Below are 18,937 nucleotides of genomic sequence, written 5' to 3'. Positions count from 1 at the left end.
GCCGCCTCAGGCGGGTCCCCTCCAGATGTTGTCGAAGGCCGCCTTCTCGATGTCCCGCCGCTGCCGTACGGCCGTCAGTTCCGTCACCGCGTCGTCGACGGCCGCGAGCACCGTCGCCACCGTCTCGCCGACCTCGTCGGGGAGCTCCGCCGTCGGCATGTCCCGGATGCCCGCGGTCGCGGCGAGCGTGGCGAGTACCGGTTCCCCCGACGCCCACCGGTCCGTGGCCCGGCGCCGGTCGGGCGAGTCGACCAGCGACGCCACTCCGGTCCAGGACGGCAGCCAGCGCCGGTGTTGCCGAGCGAACTGCCCCTCCTCCTCGAAGGCGGTCAGATAGGCCGAGGACAGGCCCCGCCCCCGGCGCCACAGCCAGTCCTCGACCGACTCGTACGGCATCTGCCGCACGAGTGACGACCCGGCGTCCTTCACCAGGCGGTCGTCCGTCACCGGCGGATCGGCGGGCACGACGCGGTCACCGTCCAGCGAGACGGCCCTGGCGTCGAGAAGGTCGATCAGCTCGGCTCCCGCGAGCGCAAGCGACAGCTCACCCGGTTCGGCGGGACGGCCGGGGTTGGCGTCCAGGGCGACAATGAGCAGATCCCGTGCAGTGGTCATACGTAACTCCACGTCTCAGGCCGGGGGTGGCATGACGTCGCTGAGCGGCCGCCCCGTCAGCCCGACAGTAGCGCGGTCGGTTCAGGTGCGGTCGGTCGAGGTCCCGGCCGCGGCGGCCGGCACGCTCCGGTCCTCGGGTGTGCCGTGCCGTACGACCGCCATGTGGTGCGGGAATCCGATCCGGACGAGCCCCGCGGCGAGGGCGGCGGCGAGCACCACGATGGCGGCCAGCAGCAGCGCCTGGCGGTAGCCGTGGTGAAGCAGCGGGGCGACCGCGAGCGGCCCGGCGATCTGGCCCACGGAGTATCCGGTGGTCAGCAGGGCGACGGAACGGGGGTACTGCAGATGCGCGCCCGTGGCCAGCGCGAGGGTGCTGACCCCGATGAAGGTGGCGCCGAACAGCACCGCGGAGACCAGGGCGGCCGCCACCGATCCGAACAGGGCGGGCAGTGCGATCCCGACCGCCTGGATGGCGAGGGCGGCGAGCAGCAGATCGGGACGGGACCAGCGGCGGCCGAGCCGGGCCCACAACGCCGAGGACGGCACCGCCGCGAGACCGACCAGCACCCAGGCGCCGCTGCCGGCCCAGCCCGGGGAGCTCTGCCCGATCGCGGCGACGAGGAAGGTGCCGGCGACGATGTAACCGATGCCCTCCAGGGTGTAGCTGACGAACAGCGCACCGAACCAGCGGTGTGTGGGCTGCCTCGGCCCCGCCTGTGCGACGGCCGTGCCGGGTGGGGGCGCGTGCTCGGGTCGCAGGTTCCAGGAGAGTGCGGCAAGGACGGCGGCGAGCCCGGCCGAGGCCCACCATGCGGCCTGCCAGTCGGCGACGCCGCGCAGCACGAGGACCAGCAGGCCCGACAGCGCGATTCCGGCACCGACCCCGCCGAAGGCCCAGCCGGGCAGATGGGCCGGATGCTCCCTGAGGTGGCTGAGCAGGGAACTGGCCGCGATGACGAAGATCAGGGCGCTGGCGATCCCGGCCAGCAGTCGCAGCACGAGCCAGGCCGCGGTGCTGTGGGTTGCCGGCATCCCGGCGAGGGTGAGGGTGAGTACGACCAGGGAGCCGCGCAGCACGGCGGGCGAACGGACCAGCGCGGGGGCCAGGATGCCCGCGAGGGCACCGATGAGGTACCCGACGTAGTTGGCGGTGGCCAGGTGCGCGCCCGCGTCGGCGGACAACCCGGCCTGGGCGTGCATCAGCGGCAGGATCGGGGTGTACACGAAGCGGCCGACCCCCATGCCGGCCGCGAGCGCGGCGGCGGCCCGGGCGACGTGGGCCCAGGGCGAGTGCGGTGCTGTGGTGGTCGTGCCTGCGGGTGAGAGGCGCTGAGTGCGCGCACGCATGGAGATGTCCTCCGAGGGTCGGTCCGGGCGGAGGCCCGCCGGGGGCGCTCCGTCGCTCTCGAAGCACGGGAGCGACCGGATGGCGTCGAGGGCGGGCCGGCACGCTGGGGTCAGGACGCGGGGTGGTTGCGGCCCGGTTCGGCGGGGGCCGGCTCCCCGGCCCGGACGGCTTCGGCTGCGCGACCGCGGACCGCCTCTTCCCGGCCGGGGTCCCGGGCAACCGCCGTGGTGATCTCGACCAGGAACACGCGCATGATCCCTCTCCAGGTGGGCGGGCTCGCCGCGAGGAGCGGGGGCCGACGCAGCCGTAGTCCCATCTTTGCCCTACCGCCTGGGCAAACGCCATGACCGGCTCCCTCGTTGCTGATAGGCGGAGCCTTCCAGCGACGTAGCATGGCGAACGTGGAACTACGCCAACTGCGGTACTTCCTCGCGGTCGCCGAGGAACTGAACTTCGGCCGCGCCGCCGAGCGGCTGCTGATCGCCGGTCCTTCACTGTCGCAGCAGATCAAGGCACTCGAACGAGACCTCGGTGTGCGGCTGTTCGACCGGGACCGCCGCTCGGTGTCCCTGACTCCGGCCGGCGCGGCCCTGCTGCCGCACACCCGTGCCCTGCTGGAGCGGGCGGACGACCTCAGACGCCGGGCGGGCCGTCTCGCCGGGTCGGAGCCGGTACGGCTGGGTTACGTCAACTGGCTGCCCGCGGACCTGAGTACCCGTAGCACCGCGGTCGCCCAGGTGCATGTGGACGCCTGGGTCGCCCCTTCGCACACCCAGGCCGCCCGGGTGGCCGCGGGCAGCCTCGACGTCGCGGTGTGCTGGATCGCCGCCGGGGAGCTCGAGCGCCTGGGCCTCCACGCGCGGCTCATCGGGGCGGACCGGCTGTACGCCGTCGCCCCCGGCGGTGACGACAGCGACGTGCGCACACGGGACGCCATCGTTCTCCTCGACGCGGACACCACGTCCTGGGCGTCCTGGAACGCCTTCGCCCAGCAGTTGTCCGACGACACCGGTGCGCGAGCCGTCCGCAGCACCGACGGCGGCGTCACCGGCGCGGCCTTCTTCGACCACGTGCGCCGCTGCCGCCGCCCCGTCGTCAACTCCCCCAAGGGCCAGACCACTGTCGTACCGCCCGACCTGGTCCGGCGTCCCCTGGTCGCGCCCAAGGTCTATTGGACCTGGTCGCTGGTGTGGCGCCGCGACGAGGAGCGCGCCTCGGTCCTGGCCGTCGTCGACGCCCTGACCGGACACGTCGGCGACCTCGGCATCCACGACCCGGACGCCTGGCTGCCCGGCGACGACCTGTACAGGCGCTGACGGGCCGTCCGTATCGATTCGGCACCGGCGACTGCGTGCCTCCGGGTTCGGCGGCGGGCGCTCAGGCGGCGACGTCGAGGACCACGCGGAACCGGGCCTTGCCCGAGAGCATCCGCTCGTAGCCGTCCATCGCCTGCTCGAACGGCAGGACCTCGACGGCAGGCCGGATGCCGTGTGCGAGAACGAAGGCGAGGTTGTCCTCGTTCTGGATGGACGAACCGGTGAGGCTGCCCGCGAGGGTGCGCGTGCCGAAGATCAGGTCGGCCGTGGACACCGTGATCGGGTCGGGGGCCGCGCCGACCACGACGAGCTTTCCACCCGGGGCCAGGCCGCCGACCAGAGGGCTCATGGAGGCGCCGCTGGCGGCGGTGGCGACGATGAGCGCCGCGCCCCCCAGGTCGCGCAGGGCCGCGGCGGGGTCCTGGACCGTGCTGTCGATGTACTCGTGCGCGCCCATCTCGCGCGCCTGCTTCTCCTTCTCGCTCCCCCGGGCGATGGCGACCACACGGTGGCCGAGGCTGCGGGCGTACTGGAGGGCGAGGTGGCCGAGACCGCCGATGCCCTGAACGGCCACGAGGGAACCGGCCCGTGCGGAGTCCTGCTGGAGCGCCATGAACGTGGTCAGGCCGGCGCACAGCAGCGGCGCCGCCTCGGCGGCGGTCAGGCCGTCGGGAATGCGGACGAGCCCGCTGGATCGTGCGTAGACCACCTCGGCGTAGCCGCCGTCGACGGTGGTGCCGGTCTGCTGCTGGCCGAGGCAGTTGACGAAGTCGCCGCGCCGGCACGGTTCGCACTCCCAGCACTGGCCGCCGAGGAATCCGACCCCCACCCGGTCCCCGGGCTGCCAGCCGGTGACGCCGGCGCCCACCGCGTCGATCACGCCGACGACCTCGTGACCGGGTACGAGCGGCTGTGCGGGGTCGGCACGCAGTCCCTCCAGGGCCAGTACGTCGGTGTGGCAGACGCCGCAGGCCTCCACTCTCAGTCGGACGTGCCCGGGGGCGGGCTCCACCAACTCTCGCTCCACAAGTCGCAGTTGGTGAACGCCGGTGGCCTCGAAGGCTCGATACGTGGACATGCTGAATCTCCTCGTTCGGTTGCCGGCCCGCGTGGGCCGGAGAGTGAAGGTGGTGCGGGCCTCGTCCCGGCGGCGCGGCGCGCTCAGCGCAGGACGACGCCGAAGACCATGTGGAAGAAGCTGTCGAAGGGGGTGGAGGTCTTGTCGGCGCGCGCGACGATGAGCGTGCCCTCCCAGGCGCTGAGGATGAACCGCGCCGCCTCGTCCGTATCGAGGCCGGCACCGAGTTCGCCCGCCTCCCGGGCCTCGGTCAGCACCCGGCCGATCAGGCCCGCCCACTGGTCGAAGCTCTGCCGGACCGCGGACCTGATCGTCTCGTTGTGGTCGGCGACCTCGGCCCCGAAGTTGCCGACGAGGCAGCCCCGTGCGAAGCCGCTGTCGACCGTCATCCGCCCCAGGAACTCGAAGTGGGCCCGCAGTCGGTCGAGGGCGGGCTGCCCCGGCGTGAAGAGGATGTCGAACCGCACGCTGTCGGCGTAGCGGCTCAGCGCCTCCAGCGCGCTCTCCTCCTTGCTGGAGAAGTGGTTGTAGAAGGAGCCCTTCGGCGCACCGGCGGCGGCAGTGATGTCGTTGATGCCGGTGGCGTGGAAGCCGTGTGAATGGAACTGCTCGAGAGCTGCCTGCGCGATCTCCTCGCGCTTGGAGGCCCGTGCCATGGGATGCCACCTCGGTTCGCGTGCTGACCATTCCAATATGACCAGTCTACTTAGAACCGTCAAGTGGGGCGTCTCCCCACCCCGGCGGGCGCGGAACCCCTCCCGTCAGCCGGACGTCTCCTCGCGCGTCGAGGTCGGCGCGGGCCCGCGACCGCCGTCACCGAGCACGAACTCCACGTCCGTGATGTCGACGGCCGAGCCGCTGCCGTCCACGAACGCGACCTCCAGGGGTTGCAGGGTCGTACGGCTGCGACGCACGGCGCTCGGCCCGCTCACGGGCGGGCGATACGTGTCACCCCACTGCTGCAGCGCACCGAGCACCAGCGTCAGGTCCCGGCCCGCCTGCGTGAGGTGGTAGTCGAAGCGGGCTCGCCGGCCCGGCTCCTGATAGGTGCGGCGCTCCATGACACCGGCGTCCACCAGCGACGCCAGGCGCTGCGTGAGCAGATCGGTGGCGATGCCGAGGGCGTCACGGAAGTCGCTGAACCGGGTCGCGCCTCCCCTGGCCTCACGGACGACGAGCAGGGTCCAGCGGTCCCCGAGAAGGGCCAGGCTGCGCTCGATCGAGCAGACGGGCAGGTCCGGCGTGACGTCAGGTCGTTTCCCTCTGGCCATAAACCCAAAACTACATGCCTTGGGAAAACCAAGCCACGTGCTAACTTGGAAAATCCAATGCAGATGGATGGGGTCCTGTGCCCGCCCCAGGATCGAAGAGGCGACCCATGCGCATCGAAGGACAGACGGCCCTGATCACGGGTGCCAACCGGGGCATCGGCGCGGCCCTGAGCCGGGCGCTGCTCGACCGAGGCGCTGCGAAGGTCTACGCGGCGGTCCGGCGGCCGGAGACCGTGACCGATCCCCGGCTCACTCCGCTCCTGATGGACGTCACGGACCCGTGGACCGTCGCGGCGGCGGCCGAGACGGCTCAGGACGTCACGCTCCTGATCAACAACGCCGGCCAGGGCAACGGCGCCACGCGCCTTCTGGACGGAGACCTCGACGTGGCCCGCAGCACGATGGAGACCAACTACTTCGGCACCTGGTCCGTCTCCCGCGCCTTCGCCCCGATCCTCGCGGCGGACGGCGGCGGCGCCCTGGTGAACGTGCTCTCCGCGGCCTCCTGGTGGGCGATCGAGACGGCACCGGGCTACTCGGCCTCCAAGGCCGCGCAGTGGTCGCTCACCAACGCGCTGCGCCAGGGACTGCGCAAGCAGGGAACGCTCGTGGTGGGCGTGCACTGCGGTTTCGTCGACACGGACCTCAGCGCATCGGTCGACGCCCCCAAGATCGGGGCGGACGAGGTGGCCGAGCACACGATGCGGGCCCTGGAGAACGACGCGGACGAAGTCCTCGTCGACGATTTCAGCAGGCGGAGCCGTGCGGCGCTCACCGGTCCGATCGCGGGACTGCACGGCATAGGTTTCTGACCGGCTCCGGCCCCGAGGCGGCACCACCGACGCGTACCGGATGCACCTGCGACCTGGGACCCCGATGCTGGAGGGAGGACCACCGCAAGGAGGGCGCCATGTCCATGATGGCCAAGCTCAAGCGGATGCTGGCGGGCCACCCGGAACGCACGGGCGACAGCGGCCGTACCGCCGCCGAGAACACCCAGGACAGGCCCACGGGCCAGGTCGACAAGGGCCCGGACGCGCTCCGGCAGCAGATGCGGTCCCCGCAGGACCGGGACAACCCGCCCCAGCCGTGACGCGGGGCCGGTGAACTGACGAGGTCTCACGCCGCGACCCCGCTCGGTGGGCGCCCACGGCGACGCTCTAACGTGAGCCGGGTGACTGCCTTTGCCGACGAAGACGTTCCCGGCCGCTACGGGCCCACCGCGACCACCGAGGCCGACCCCCGCCGGGTCGGGCGGGTGCGTACCGAGTACTCCCCCGCGCACGACGGCGACCCCGACCCCGGTGAGATCGTGTGGACTTGGGTGCCCTTCGAGGAGAACGACGGGCGCGGCAAGGACCGTCCGGTCCTCGTGGTCGCCCGCGAGGCGACGGGCACCCTGCTCGCCGTGCAACTCTCCAGCAAGCGCCACGACGGCGACCGGGAGTGGGTGCCGATAGGCAGCGGGCCCTGGGACCGCTCGGGGCGCGACTCATGGGTGGACGTCGATCGCGTCCTGCGGCTGCACGAGGACGGCATGCGACGCGAGGCGTGCGCGCTGGACCGGATGCGGTTCAACCTCGTGGTGCACCGACTGCGGGAGCGGTACGGCTGGAACTGAGCGGCGATGACCGTTGAGGCGGGCCCGTCCGCAGGAACGTGGGACGCGGCCCGCTTCTCCTTGTTGGGTGTGCGATCCGACACCGCGCAGCCGAGGGGCTCCGGATCGGCGCGGCGCCTTCCGAGAGCCGTACCCCCCGCGTCGGGCTCCCGAACGAACAGAAGCCGCCTCCGGCGTCCACGGAGGCGGCTTCCGGTTGTGTTCAACTTCCGTCCCCTCGGGGAAGGCCGGAAACCCGGCGCACGACGCGCGGCCGGGCCGTCCCGTCCCCGAGCGGCACCCTGGGCCGGCCCGCCGGGCAACGCCGGGCCGGGCCAGGAAACTGGCCCCCGCGTGGCCCGCCTCTCCCCGGGGCTGCGGGCCGGGGCCTGGAGAGGCGCCGTCGCGGGGTACGCAGAACGTACGCCTCCCTCGACCAAAACGGAAGACCTACTTCCCCTTGACCCTCGACGTGCACAGACGCAACCTGAACCACCCACGCATCACGAGGGAGCACAGCATGAGCCGCGCCACCGACACGCTCCGCGTAGTTGAGTACTGGACGGACCGGGACAACCATGTGATCTTTCCCGTCGCACGCAGCGAGGAAGTGGACCGCATGACCGACGAGCAGTTGATCGCCGCGTACGGCGATCCCGAAGCCGGGACGGTCGCACGCATCGTCCGGTAGGGAACGCAGGAACCGCCCGCGCTCGTGGACGGGGGTGACCCCCGAACCGCGCGGAGCTCGGCCGGAGTCGGCGAAGCGGGTGCCCCTGCCTACCCCGGCCGGTCAGGCGATCGCCTCGGCCCGGATCACGACGATGCGTCGGTGTGCCCCACCGTGACGACGATCTTGCCGACCTGGCCGTTCGCCGCCATGTAGCGGTGGGCCTCGACGATGTCCGCGAGGTCGAAGGTGCGGTCCACCACCGGGGTGAAGGATCCCGAGGCAAGACCCGCGTTGATGAACGCGACGGCGCGGCGCAGGCGTTCGGGGTTCTTGGTGATCGTGAACAGCGTGTAGGTGCTGCTGGTCAGCTCCGGGTAGGAGTGCGCGTTGGGCAGCGGGGTGGGCCGCGGGTCGAGGGCGCCGTAGACGACCAGGCTGCCGCCGGGGGCGATGCCCCGGGCGACGGTCTCGACGCCGGGGCCGGCGACGGGATCGAAGGCGAGCCGGACGCCCTCACCTCCGGTGATCTCCTTGACGCGGGCGGGGAGATCCTCCTCGTCGGTGACGATGACGTGGGCCGCACCGGCGTCCAGCAGACGCTGCTTCTTTCCGGAGCCACGCGTGGTGGCTACCGGGATCGCGCCGATGTGGCGGGCGATCTGGATGGCGGCCAGTCCGACGCTGCTGGAGGCCGCGGTGATCAGGACATGGTCACCTGGACGTACACGACCGGACTCGATCAGCGGGCCGTACGCCGTGATGTAGGCCATCCACACCGCCGCGGCCCGCACCGGATCCAGGTTCGCCGGGCGGGGGACGACGGCGGCGGCCGGAACGACGACGTGGTCGCCGTAGGTGCCGTACTCGCTCTGCAGGAACGCGGGTACGACCGCCACCGGGTCACCCTCGGTGAAACCGTCCGCCCCCTCACCGACCGCCTCGACCACACCCGCGGCCTCGTAGCCCAGCGTGGAGGGGAAGGCCGGCCGGTCGAAGTAGGCGCCCTCGCGGTACATGATCTCGGCCCGGTTCAGGCCGATCGCATCGACACGGATACGCACCTCGCCCGCGCCCGGGGTGCCCACCTCCACGTCGCGCAGGGTCAGGACCTCGGGACCGCCGAGCCGGTCGAACTGTACGAGTCGTGCCATGACGAAACCGTCCTCAAGGCAGGAATAGGAGGCATACGCCGAATCGGCGCAGTGCACGATCCACCCTGCCCCAAGGTTCGACAGTCGTCAAATTTCGATCACCATCGAAATAGATGCATCCTCCGCCCGGCAACAGGACAACCCGGGCCCCCTCAGACCGCATCCGCCGCGGACTGCGTGGCGGCGGTCATCACGGACGACAGCAGACCGGGGAACCGCCGTTCCATCTCGTCCGCGCGAAGCGTGTTCATCTTCGCCGTCCCCTGGTAGTACTGCCGGATCACACCGGCCTCGCGCAGCACATTGAAGTGATGGGTGAGCGTCGACGGCGACACCGGGGCATCGAAGGTGCCGCAGCTCTTGTCCTCTCCGGCCCGGGACAGCTGGAGCACCAGCCCGCGCCGCACCGGATCCACCAGCGCCTCCAGGACCTGCTGGAGCGAGATGTCCGACAGGTCGGGGTGCTCCACTGTCCGGGCGGCGGTACGGGGGCGGGCCACGGTGACTCCTCGGGCTGGCATGCGATGCGGTCGGGCCATCGATAGTACGACCACCATCGAAACCGGGGCCGGCCTTCGATGTCCGCGTCACCCGCATCCGGATGCGCCCCGGAGCGGTGGCGGGTTCAGTCCCGCGTGGCGGCGGGCCGGTCCCTGGAGGCGTCCACGCCCCAGCTCGCCAGGAGACTCAGCGCCTCCTCCGAGGGCGAACCGGGCTCGGCGTGGTAGCTCGTCAGCGACTGCTCCTGGTCTCCGGGCAGCGTGAACGTCTCGTAGCGCAGCGTCAGTTCGCCGACCAGCGGGTGCATCATCCGCATTCCGCCGTGCGTCTTCTTCTTGACGTCGTGGGCCGCCCAGAGCCTCCTGAAGTCCTCACTCTTCAGGGAGAGTTCGCCGATCAGGGCCGCGAGCTGCGGATCGTCCGCGTGCAGGCCGGCGCCCAGCCGCAGTTGCCCCACCACGTCGTACGCCTTGGACTCCCAGTCCACGAAGAGCCGCCGGGCCGCCGGGTCGAGGAAGGTGATCCTGGCCCAGTTGCGCTCCTGGGGAGCACGCGCCCCCCAGTCACCGAAGAGCGCGGAGGCCGTGTGGTTCCACGCCAGTACATCGGTGCGTCGGCCCCATACATAGGCGGGTACGCCCTCCATCGCCGTCAGCAGCTCCACCAGCGTGGACCGCACCTGCTGGCGCTGCGGTGCGGGGCGCGGCCTGCGCTGCCTCGGCTGGGCGAGGCGCAGCAGATGGGCGTGCTCCGCCTCCGAGAGCCTGAGCACGCGCGAGATCGCGTCCAGCACTTCGAGCGAGACGTTGTGCGCGTTGCCCTGCTCGAGGCGCGTGTAGTACGCGGCGGAGACTCCGGAGACCTGCGCGAGCTCCTCCCGCCGCAGGCCGGGCACCCGGCGCCGTCCGCCGTAGTCGGCAAGCCCCACGTCGGCCGGTTTCAGACGGGCCCTGCGGGTGCGCAGGAAGTCGCTGAGCTCCATACGCGGGTCGAGCTGCCGCTCGGAGGCGTGTCCCGGGTCCGATCCGGACCCGGACCCGGCCGGCGGGCCGGTGAGGGAGATGCGTTGGGGAGCCATGGCTTCGAGTATCACGCCGGGTCCCGACTCGAGCCTGTCCCTGTTGGTGGCAGTCGTACGAGACGTAGCTGAGTCAGGTGTCTGGCCCGGGCCGGGCGGCCACAGCAGCCTGGGTGCTCCGCCGGGGACCGCGAAGGCGGCCCGGGGTCACTCCGTGCCGCCCTGCCTGCTCCCGGGGACAGCACCGACCGGCCTCTGCCTGCGGGCACGCCCCCTTCCCGGCCGGTTCCGCACCCCACCTGATCGGAGACTTCTGATGCGCGCAACGCTCCTGTACAAGGCCGGTGACGTCCGGATCGAGGACGTCCCGGACTCCGTGATCGAGCAGCCCACCGACGCGCTCGTCCGGATCACCGCCTCCTGCATCTGCGGCAGCGACCTGTGGCCTTACGCCACCATGGCGGCGCACGACGGCCCTGCACGGATGGGGCACGAGTTCATCGGTGTGGTGGAGGACATCGGCTCCGAGGTCACCACCCTCAGGAAGGGCGACCTGGTCGTCGCCCCCTTCTCCGTCTCCGACAACACCTGCGCGTTCTGCCGCGAGGGCCTGCACACCTCCTGCGTCCATCCCCGGGCCGGCCTCTGGGACGGCCTGGCCGACGAGGGCGGCCAGGCCGAAGCCGTCCGCGTCCCGCTCGCCGACGGCACCCTGGTCGGGCTGCCCGTGGCCGCGGACTCGGCCCTCGTCCCCTCCCTGCTGACCCTCGCGGACGTCCTCGGCACCGGCCACCACGCGGCCGTGTCGGGAGGCGTCGACGAGCGCACCAGCGTCACGGTGATCGGCGACGGCGCCGTCGGCCTGCTGTCCGTGCTGGCGGCCAGGCGGCTGGGCGCCGAACAGAGCGTCCTCATGGGACGCCACGGGACGCGTACCGACCTGGGCCGGGAGTTCGGCGCCGCCGAGGTCGTCCCCGCCCGCGGTGCGGAGGGCATCGCGGCGGTCCGCGATCTGACCGGCGGACACGGCACCCACGTCGTCATCGACGCTGTCGGCAGCATGCCCGCCTACGAGCAGGCCCTCGGAGTCGTCCGCCGCGGCGGCACCATCAGCCGGGTGGGCCTGCCGCAGTACGAACAGGCACCGGTCGGGTTCGGCAGCCTCTTCCGCCACAACATCCGGCTGGCCGGCGGACCGGCTCCGGTCCGCGCCTCCATCGAGCAGCTGCTGCCCGACATCCTCAGCGGCGCCATCGAGCCCGGAAAGGTCTTCGACGCCACCACCGGCCTCGACGGCGTCCCGGCCGGCTACCAGGACATGGCCGACCGCAACAGCCTCAAGGTCCTCATCAACCCCTGACCGCTCACCGGCAACCCCGTCCAGCGGCCCCGCCCCCGGCGGGGCGAAACGCCCTCGCCACATCACACCCAGCTCACGGAACAGAGAAAATGACCGATACAACCAGCACGGACCGGCCCACCACCACACCCCGACGGGACCGCCTTCCCGGCAAGGCCCTGCTCGGCCTCTTCCTCGCCGGGTTCATCAGCATCCTCACCGAGTGCCTGCCGGCCGGCCTGCTGCCGGACATGAGCCGCACGCTGCACACCAGCGTCTCGCTCACCGGCCAGACCGTCACGCTCTACGCGCTGGCCACGGCACTGGGGGCGATTCCCCTCGCGCGGGCGACGGCGACCTGGCACCGCAAGAACGTCCTGCAACTCGCCCTGGGCATTGTCGCCGTCACCAACGCGCTCACCGCGCTGTCCCACGACTACGCGCTGACCCTGGTGATCCGGTTCGTCGCCGGCCTGGGCACCGGTCTGATCTGGCCTCTCCTCGGCGGTTACGCCGCCCGGCTCGCCCCGCAGGGCCGACAGGGCCGGGCCATCGCCCTCGCCCTCGCGGGAACCCCCATCGGCCTGGCCCTGGGCATCCCCCTGGGAACCTGGCTCAGTGGACTCGGCGGCTGGCAGATCGCCTTCTACGCATCCGCCGCCCTGGTCGTCCTCACCATGGTGTGGATCCGGTCGACGCTTCCCAACCTGTCCGGCGGCCCGGTGGACGAACGCTTCACGGTCTCCCAGGTCCTGGTCATACCCGGGCTGCGCACGATCCTGTTCGCGCTGGCCACCTACATGGTCGCGCACAACATCCTCTACACCTACATCACCGACTTCCTCCGCTACGCGGGCATGGCAGGGCAGACGGGCTGGGTGCTGTTCGCCTTCGGTGTCACCTCCGTCCTGAGCGTGCTCGTGGTCGGTACGCACATCGACCGGCACCTGCGCAGGCTCGTGGTGGGCAGCACCGTGCTGTTCGCGATCTGCGTGCTCGTTCTGGCCCTGTTCTCGGGTGCACCGCTGCTGGTCTACATCGCCGTCGCGGCCTGGGGTTTCGCGTTCGGCAGCTCCCCCAGTCTGTTCATCGGCGGCGCCATCGACGCGACGGGAGCGGCCGCCGACGTCGCTCAGTCGATCACCATCACGGTCTTCTCCGCGTCCATCGCGCTCGGCGGTTTCATCGGTGGCCTTCTGCTGGCGAATCTGGACGCGACGTCGATCGCCTGGGCGTCGTTGGCGCTCCTGATCGCCGCCGGGGCGGCGGTGATCGGCGGCAGGAGGCACGCCTTCCCCAAGGGGGCCTGAACCGCGGTCGGTTGATCGTCGCTCCGGTGCGTGGGAGCGACATGGCTCGTCGGCGCCCGGTACCGGGCCACGGCCCATGTGATCCGGCCCGACCCCTCTCGAGGCGGGGATGCACCACATCGACGACGAGGCCGACGACGGTGCGGACAAGTGGCCGCCGGGCCAACACGGTAGACGGCGGTCCGACCCGAAGTCAGCGACCGTGACTACGGGCCGGACCGCAACGCAGTCGTGTTGCGCCTGGTGAAGGCCTGTCCGCGCCAGGACTCGGCTGAGCCCTGTGCGTGGTCAGGCTCCGGCAGGGCGACGGTGGGCGCCGTACCACCAGATCCGGGCGAGTTCGCGGGCGAAGACGGCGTCACCGCTGCCGTCGTCGACTCGGATGTGGTGCGCGATCGCCTGGGCGCCTCCCCAGACGATGATCCGGCTCGCGGAGACGGCATCGACGTCGGCAGGAGTCGAGCCGGCGGCCTGATCGGACAGGAGGGTCCGCAGCGACGTCTCCTCGAAGCTTTCGAGGTTGGCGGTGTAGAAATCGCCCACCGCGGAGTCGTAGGACGCCGCTTCCCGAACCGCGGTGAGCACACCCTGGTGAGCACGGTGGATCTTGATCACTTCCTCGAAGAACCGGGTCAGCCGGTCGACCCCGTCCTCCCCGCCGGCCGGGTCCCACTGGCGTGCGAGCGCGAGCAGTGACTCCCGCAGATCGTCGGAGAGTCGAACCAGGATGTCCGACTTGCTCTGGAAGTGCGCGTAGAACGTGGCCCGGGACACCCCCGCCTCCTCCAGGATCCGCTGAACGCTGATCTCGGAGAAGGCCTGACCGGAATCGAGCATGCGCTCAAAGGCGGACATCACCTGCGCCCGGGTCGCGGCCGACCGCGCGGAATGGTGGTCGGCTTGGCGTCGGGTCACGGGTCTCATCAGGCACCTTCCAGTCCGTCATTGTGCTCGGATCGCCCCCGCCCCCGGCGAAGAAGACCCTGACTGCGGCAGCCTCGGCCACAGCTGCGCCCCTTGTCCCAGCTCCCCCGGGGGCGACGGGGACCACGTGCACGATGGGCGACACGTCGGCGGCTCCGCGCAGCCGTCGGGTCGGTCCCCCGTGGTGCACAGGGGTCAGCGCACCACGGGGAGAGCGTAGTCCCACAGCCGGTCGGCGGCGGTGGGGTCGATCGACCACTTGGCGACGCCCGTCATCACGTCGGGGCCCCCGTCGACGACCTCCGATTCCTGGTTGTCCTCGAAGTACCGCCCGGTCACGCCGTCGAGGAGCGGAGAAGCCGCCAGCAGCACCGTGGTGGCGGCGCCCTGGGCCGGAGTCTTGAAGTAGTCGGGGGTGACGAGGTTGCCGTCCGCGTCCATGGCACCGAGGGCCTGCAGGGTCGCCCGGTCGAGGTGGCGTGCCAGATTGGTGTGGATCACGCCCGGCGCGCAGGCGTTGGCGGTGACGCCGTGTTCGGCCCAGCGACGGCTGATGCCGACGGCGAGCAGCACATCGGCGGTCTTCGACTGCGCGTAGGCCACGAACGGGTCGTAGGGGCGCCGCTCGAACTGCGGGTCGTCGAAGTCGAACCCGGCCCGCAACTGGGCACCGGAGCTGACCACGGCCACGCGCGCGTTCCCGGCCGCCTGCAGAGCGGGGCGCAGGCCGACGGCCAGGGCGAAGTGGCCGAGGTAGTTGGTGGCGAGCTGCATCTCCCAGCCCTGTGCGTTCACCTCACGGGTCGGGAGCATCATGATGCCGGCGTTGGCGATGAGGGCGTCGAGAGGCCCGTCCCAGGCGTCGCAGAAGCCGCGGACGGAAGCCAGGTCGGCGAGGTCGAGTGCGACCGCCTGCGTTTCCGGGAACTCCTTGACCAGCGCCTCGGCGGAAGCGGGGTTCCGGGTGGCGATGGTCACCTGCGCTCCCGCACCGGCGAGCGCGCGGACCGTCTCGACACCGAGGCCGGAGGACCCTCCGGTGACGATCATCCGGCGGCCGCGCAGATCGACTCCGTCGAGTACCTCTGCGGCGGTGGCACGCACCCCGAACGTAGTGGTTGTCAGCGACATTCTCGTGCCCTGCCTTCAGGAGGAGTGGTTGCTTCTTGGCCGACGAGGTCGCTCACAGCGCTTCCGCCAAGACATCGTGCACGACAAACCATACAACGTGTTCAGACACGAGTTCTGGTGTGAGAATGGGTCAGCGTTCCGTTACGTTGAGTAAGGGAGATCGCCGAGTTTCCCGTACCGGCGGATGCGCTGAAGGGCTGCGCACGCGCTCGGACCGACCCGGTACTTGGGCGACCGAGACTCTCCGGGCCCTTTTCCCGCGCGTCCACGGAAAGGTCGCCGGGCAGCGAATCCCCGCTCCGGCCGTCCCGGCACGAACGAGGCCTCGCGCACCGACATAAACGCTGTGGTCCGCACGCGCCTCAGCCCGCAGCCGAGAGGGATTCCCTGGCGATGGTTGTCCGAGGCCGAGCAGCTCGGGACGCCGCCCTGCACGAAGGCCCGCCCAGAGAAGGGCTCGCCTTCAGCCTCGGACCGGTTACTGACCATCACGGCCTGGCCAGGGCGACGGCGTTCACACATCGGCTGCCGACGGTGCCGAAGCCGCCCGGCTCGCGGGCGGCAGGGGCGACCGGCTCAAGTTGCCGGGCCCTCGCGGCATGAGTGTCCGAGCGGTCGTTCTGGCTGTGGCGGGGACGGCAGCCACGTGGCGTGGCGCCGCAATCGACGGGCCGGCGAACTCGCCTTCTACCGCTGCCACTCGGCCGCGCCGACGACGCCACCCACCCCGGCGGGCGTCGCCGGCCTCCGATGGACCACCAAGGAGATCTTCCGGTCCGGAAAGGTCCCGCGCGAAGCCGCACCGCGGCGCATCGACGGGGTGGCCATTCTGCGGGCCCGGGCAGACAATGCCAATGCGGCGCCCTTCGGTGCGGCCGCACTCTGACGCAGCGCGTCGGTCGCGGATCGCACGCTCGGACCGTCGGGCGAGGTCCGAGGACGCCGTGTCCCGCTGGATCGAGAGCGGGCCGCTTGCGTCATGGAGCCGACATGGTGGACAACCCGGTCGATGTTCTCACCCCGGATCCGGGGGAATCGTCGACGGCCGCTTCTGAGCAGGTCCTTGCCGAGGTGCTGGCTCAGATCGTACGGGTCGACCGGGTCTCGGTCGACAGCAACTTCTTCAGCGACCTGGGCGCGGACTCCATGGTCATGGCCCATTTCTGTGCGCGGCTCAGAAAGCGGGACGATGTGCCGTCGGTGTCGATGAAGGACGTCTATCGGCATCCGACCGTCAGGAGCCTGGCGGCGGCCCTGACCGATACCGCATCGCCGACGCCCGAGGCCTCCCCGCCGACGGCGGCGACCCGCAGAAAACCACCACCCCCCGTCTCCGGCACGTCGCACTACGTAGCGTGCGGGGCGCTGCAGTTGCTGTTCTTCCTGGCCTACTCCTACGTCGTGGCGTTGGCCCTCGCGCAGGGTGCGGAGTGGATCTCCGACGGCGTCGGCCTGCTGGGCACCTACCTACGGGCGGTGATGTTCGGTGCCGCGCTCTTCCTCGGCGCTTCCGTGCTGCCGGTGGTGGCCAAGTGGGTGCTGATCGGCCGGTGGCGGCCCCAGCGGATCCGCATCTGGAGCCTGGCCTACGTCCGATTCTGGTGCGTCAAGACACTGATCCGCTCCAGCCCGCTCGTGCTGTTCGTCGGCTCACCGCTCTACCCCCTCTATCTGCGGGCACTCGGCGCGAAGATCGGACGCCGCGTCAGCATCTTCTCCCGGCACGTCCCGGTGTGCACGGACCTGCTCACCATCGGTGAAGGCTCGGTGATCCGGAAGGACACCTACTACAACTGCTACCGGGCCGAATCGGGAGTGATCCGGACCGGGCCCATCACGCTCGGCAAGGACGTCCTGGTGGGTGAGGTGACGGTGCTCGACATCGACACCGCCATGGGTGACCGGACCCAGCTCGGCCACACCTCCTCGCTGCACGCCGGCCAGGTGGTGCCCGACGGAGAGCACTGGCACGGGTCGCCGGCCCAGCCCACCGAAGTCGACTACCGCCGGGTCGGCCCCGCCCGTTGCGGTGGCGCCCGCAGGGCCGTGTACTCGGTGACCCAGGTGCTGATGGCGCTCTTCCTCTATATCCCACTGGTCGTCGCAGGCGTGGTGATCCTCGTCGCGGCCGTCCCGGAATCGGATTCCATCCTTCAACCCGGACCTACGGCACTGGACGACTGGACGTTCTACGCCGACGCATTGGCCGGCTCGGCGATCATCGTGTTCGGGGCCGTGGTCCTGGGCGTACTGCTCACGGCGACGGTTCCCCGCGCGCTCAATCTCACCCTCAAGCCGGACGTCGTCTACCCCTTGTACGGCGTGCGGTACGCGGTCCACCGGATCATCGTCCTCTTCACCAACCGGCGCTTCTTCACGATCCTGTTCGGAGACAGCTCGGGCATCGTCCACTACCTGCTGCGCCTGGGCTACAAGCTCTCCCCCGTCGAACAGACGGGCTCCAACTTCGGCATGGCGGTCAAGCACGACATCCCTTACCTGAGTTCCGTCGGCCGGGGCACGATGGTGGCCGACGGGCTGTCGATCATCAACACCGAGTTCTCCCCGACCTCCTTCAGCGTGTCGCCGGTGACCATCGGCCCGCACAACTTCCTCGGCAATTACATCGCCTACCCCGCACGGGGCAGGACCGGCGACAACTGCCTGCTGGCGACCAAGGTCATGGTTCCGCTCGACGGAGCGGTCCGGGAAAACATCGGGCTTCTGGGCTCGCCCAGCTTCGAGATCCCGCGCACGGTCCTCCGGGACAGCAGGTTCGACCACCTCAAGGACGGCGAGGTCTTCCGTCGCCGTCTGGCCGCCAAGACCAAGCACAACGCCCTCACCATGGGTGTGCACCTGTTCTCACGATGGCTGTACTTCTTCTGCGTGACGGTGATCGCATCGGCCGCCGTCGACCTCTACGACTCCCTCGGCGCAGCGGTGATCGTGCTGGCCGGCATTCTGACGATGCTGTTCGCCATCGTCTACATGCTGCTCACCGAACGCGCCGTCGCGGGCCGTGGCGGCCTGCGACCGCTGTACTGCTCCATCTACGAGCAACCCTTCTGGCGGCACGAGCGGTACTGGAAGATCACCACCCCGACCGAGGCGATCGCCGTCTTCAACGGCACCCCGTACAAGAGCATCATCTGGCGACTGCTCGGCACCCGGATCGGCAGCCACGTCTTCGACGACGGCTGCTTCATCCCCGAACGCTCCCTCGTCACCATCGGCAACGACTGCACCCTGAACGAAGGCAGCCGGATCCAGTGCCACTCGCAGGAGGACGGCACCTTCAAATCGGACCGCACCACACTCGGCAACGGCTGCACCATCGGCGTCAACAGCCTTGTCCACTACGGCGTCACGATGGGCGACACCTCCACACTCGCCCCCGACGCCTTCCTCATGAAGGGCGAGCAGGTCCCGGCCCAGGCGTACTGGGCGGGCAACCCTGCGCGGGAGATGCCCACTGCCCCGTTCAGTGGTCTGTCGATCCGGCGGCAGGGCGGGTGAGGGCAACGGATCAGCGGCCCGGTGCGACACCCTCCGTCCCGAACTCTCGATGTCAGCCGACCGGATGGGCAGAGGCCCGCACCATGGTGCGGGCCTCTGCTCCCGGCGAGATGGGCCGGACCTTCACCGTCGTACGACGTGCC

20 protein-coding genes are annotated in these 18,937 nt (G+C 70.7%); 9 read left to right on the top strand and 11 right to left on the bottom strand.

What is annotated here, in order from left to right; translation table 11 throughout:
* Nucleotides 1-6: 6 nt before the first annotated feature.
* From ACSHXN_RS36630 to ACSHXN_RS36620, 3 genes are all read right to left on the bottom strand, one after another.
* The gene (locus tag ACSHXN_RS36630; RefSeq protein ID WP_438305275.1) at nucleotides 7-615 is read right to left on the bottom strand and encodes a GOLPH3/VPS74 family protein; all 609 of its coding nucleotides are present in this window, start codon (nucleotides 613-615) and stop codon (nucleotides 7-9) included.
* An 81-nt stretch (nucleotides 616-696) separates the two neighbouring features.
* The gene (locus ACSHXN_RS36625) at nucleotides 697-1,857 is read right to left on the bottom strand and encodes a YbfB/YjiJ family MFS transporter (RefSeq protein WP_438306524.1); all 1,161 of its coding nucleotides are present in this window, start codon (nucleotides 1,855-1,857) and stop codon (nucleotides 697-699) included.
* A 215-nt stretch (nucleotides 1,858-2,072) separates the two neighbouring features.
* On the bottom strand, nucleotides 2,073-2,216 hold the full coding sequence (locus ACSHXN_RS36620; RefSeq protein ID WP_355139945.1) for a hypothetical protein: 144 nt from the start codon (nucleotides 2,214-2,216) through the stop codon (nucleotides 2,073-2,075).
* Nucleotides 2,217-2,355: 139 nt separating this feature from the next.
* Here ACSHXN_RS36620 and ACSHXN_RS36615 point away from each other — a divergent pair, with 139 nt between their 5' ends.
* Nucleotides 2,356-3,279: a LysR family transcriptional regulator gene (locus tag ACSHXN_RS36615; protein WP_438305273.1), complete on the top strand. Its 924-nt coding sequence runs from the start codon at nucleotides 2,356-2,358 to the stop codon at nucleotides 3,277-3,279.
* A 61-nt stretch (nucleotides 3,280-3,340) separates the two neighbouring features.
* Here the strand turns inward: ACSHXN_RS36615 and ACSHXN_RS36610 are convergent, their stop codons facing one another.
* From ACSHXN_RS36610 to ACSHXN_RS36600, 3 genes are all read right to left on the bottom strand, one after another.
* Nucleotides 3,341-4,357, bottom strand: a complete 1,017-nt coding sequence (locus ACSHXN_RS36610; RefSeq protein WP_383358036.1) for an alcohol dehydrogenase catalytic domain-containing protein — start codon at nucleotides 4,355-4,357, stop codon at nucleotides 3,341-3,343.
* 83 nt (nucleotides 4,358-4,440) lie between these two features.
* Nucleotides 4,441-5,013 carry a TetR family transcriptional regulator C-terminal domain-containing protein gene (locus ACSHXN_RS36605; RefSeq protein ID WP_438305270.1) on the bottom strand — a complete coding sequence of 191 codons (573 nt, stop codon included), beginning with the start codon at nucleotides 5,011-5,013 and terminating at the stop codon, nucleotides 4,441-4,443.
* Nucleotides 5,014-5,118: 105 nt separating this feature from the next.
* Nucleotides 5,119-5,628 carry a winged helix-turn-helix transcriptional regulator gene (locus tag ACSHXN_RS36600; protein WP_355803700.1) on the bottom strand — a complete coding sequence of 170 codons (510 nt, stop codon included), beginning with the start codon at nucleotides 5,626-5,628 and terminating at the stop codon, nucleotides 5,119-5,121.
* Nucleotides 5,629-5,735: 107 nt separating this feature from the next.
* On the opposite strand from ACSHXN_RS36600, the gene ACSHXN_RS36595 reads away from it, so the two are divergent.
* The 4 genes from ACSHXN_RS36595 (at nucleotide 5,736) to ACSHXN_RS36580 (ending at nucleotide 7,919) form a co-directional block, all read left to right on the top strand.
* On the top strand, nucleotides 5,736-6,440 hold the full coding sequence (locus ACSHXN_RS36595; RefSeq protein ID WP_438305268.1) for an SDR family oxidoreductase: 705 nt from the start codon (nucleotides 5,736-5,738) through the stop codon (nucleotides 6,438-6,440).
* 98 nt (nucleotides 6,441-6,538) lie between these two features.
* Nucleotides 6,539-6,721 (top strand): antitoxin, encoded by a 183-nt coding sequence (locus ACSHXN_RS36590; RefSeq protein WP_355139957.1) that lies wholly within the window; start codon nucleotides 6,539-6,541, stop codon nucleotides 6,719-6,721.
* 81 nt (nucleotides 6,722-6,802) lie between these two features.
* The gene (locus tag ACSHXN_RS36585; protein WP_220295534.1) at nucleotides 6,803-7,249 is read left to right on the top strand and encodes a type II toxin-antitoxin system PemK/MazF family toxin; all 447 of its coding nucleotides are present in this window, start codon (nucleotides 6,803-6,805) and stop codon (nucleotides 7,247-7,249) included.
* Nucleotides 7,250-7,748: 499 nt separating this feature from the next.
* On the top strand, nucleotides 7,749-7,919 hold the full coding sequence (locus ACSHXN_RS36580) for a hypothetical protein (protein WP_355139959.1): 171 nt from the start codon (nucleotides 7,749-7,751) through the stop codon (nucleotides 7,917-7,919).
* Between the two features lie 125 nt (nucleotides 7,920-8,044).
* Here ACSHXN_RS36580 and ACSHXN_RS36575 read toward each other — a convergent pair whose 3' ends face one another.
* From ACSHXN_RS36575 to ACSHXN_RS36565, 3 genes are all read right to left on the bottom strand, one after another.
* Nucleotides 8,045-9,052 carry a zinc-dependent alcohol dehydrogenase family protein gene (locus tag ACSHXN_RS36575; protein ID WP_355139961.1) on the bottom strand — a complete coding sequence of 336 codons (1,008 nt, stop codon included), beginning with the start codon at nucleotides 9,050-9,052 and terminating at the stop codon, nucleotides 8,045-8,047.
* A 152-nt stretch (nucleotides 9,053-9,204) separates the two neighbouring features.
* Nucleotides 9,205-9,573 (bottom strand): ArsR/SmtB family transcription factor, encoded by a 369-nt coding sequence (locus ACSHXN_RS36570; protein ID WP_355139963.1) that lies wholly within the window; start codon nucleotides 9,571-9,573, stop codon nucleotides 9,205-9,207.
* Nucleotides 9,574-9,677: 104 nt separating this feature from the next.
* Entirely contained in the window at nucleotides 9,678-10,631 is a 954-nt protein-coding gene (locus ACSHXN_RS36565) for a helix-turn-helix transcriptional regulator (protein WP_438305263.1), read from the bottom strand.
* 256 nt (nucleotides 10,632-10,887) lie between these two features.
* On the opposite strand from ACSHXN_RS36565, the gene ACSHXN_RS36560 reads away from it, so the two are divergent.
* Together ACSHXN_RS36560 and ACSHXN_RS36555 are read left to right on the top strand one after the other, a co-directional pair.
* Nucleotides 10,888-11,931 (top strand): alcohol dehydrogenase catalytic domain-containing protein, encoded by a 1,044-nt coding sequence (locus ACSHXN_RS36560; protein ID WP_438305261.1) that lies wholly within the window; start codon nucleotides 10,888-10,890, stop codon nucleotides 11,929-11,931.
* A gap of 89 nt (nucleotides 11,932-12,020) precedes the next feature.
* Nucleotides 12,021-13,220 (top strand): MFS transporter, encoded by a 1,200-nt coding sequence (locus tag ACSHXN_RS36555; protein ID WP_438305259.1) that lies wholly within the window; start codon nucleotides 12,021-12,023, stop codon nucleotides 13,218-13,220.
* A 288-nt stretch (nucleotides 13,221-13,508) separates the two neighbouring features.
* On the opposite strand, the gene ACSHXN_RS36550 is transcribed toward ACSHXN_RS36555, so the two are convergent.
* Together ACSHXN_RS36550 and ACSHXN_RS36545 are read right to left on the bottom strand one after the other, a co-directional pair.
* Nucleotides 13,509-14,144 (bottom strand): TetR/AcrR family transcriptional regulator, encoded by a 636-nt coding sequence (locus ACSHXN_RS36550; RefSeq protein WP_355139969.1) that lies wholly within the window; start codon nucleotides 14,142-14,144, stop codon nucleotides 13,509-13,511.
* Between the two features lie 195 nt (nucleotides 14,145-14,339).
* Nucleotides 14,340-15,275 (bottom strand): SDR family NAD(P)-dependent oxidoreductase, encoded by a 936-nt coding sequence (locus tag ACSHXN_RS36545; RefSeq protein WP_438305257.1) that lies wholly within the window; start codon nucleotides 15,273-15,275, stop codon nucleotides 14,340-14,342.
* A gap of 646 nt (nucleotides 15,276-15,921) precedes the next feature.
* Here ACSHXN_RS36545 and ACSHXN_RS36540 point away from each other — a divergent pair.
* Together ACSHXN_RS36540 and ACSHXN_RS36535 are read left to right on the top strand one after the other, a co-directional pair.
* The gene (locus tag ACSHXN_RS36540) at nucleotides 15,922-16,161 is read left to right on the top strand and encodes a hypothetical protein (RefSeq protein ID WP_438305255.1); all 240 of its coding nucleotides are present in this window, start codon (nucleotides 15,922-15,924) and stop codon (nucleotides 16,159-16,161) included.
* A gap of 104 nt (nucleotides 16,162-16,265) precedes the next feature.
* Complete coding sequence (locus ACSHXN_RS36535) at nucleotides 16,266-18,794, top strand: Pls/PosA family non-ribosomal peptide synthetase (RefSeq protein ID WP_438305253.1); 2,529 nt, start codon at nucleotides 16,266-16,268, stop codon at nucleotides 18,792-18,794.
* The last annotated feature ends 143 nt before the right edge of the window (nucleotides 18,795-18,937 follow it).

The organism is Streptomyces sp. HUAS TT11 (genome assembly GCF_051553595.1).
Lineage (GTDB): Bacteria > Actinomycetota > Actinomycetes > Streptomycetales > Streptomycetaceae > Streptomyces.
This window is presented reverse-complemented; position numbering and strand designations above follow the sequence as displayed.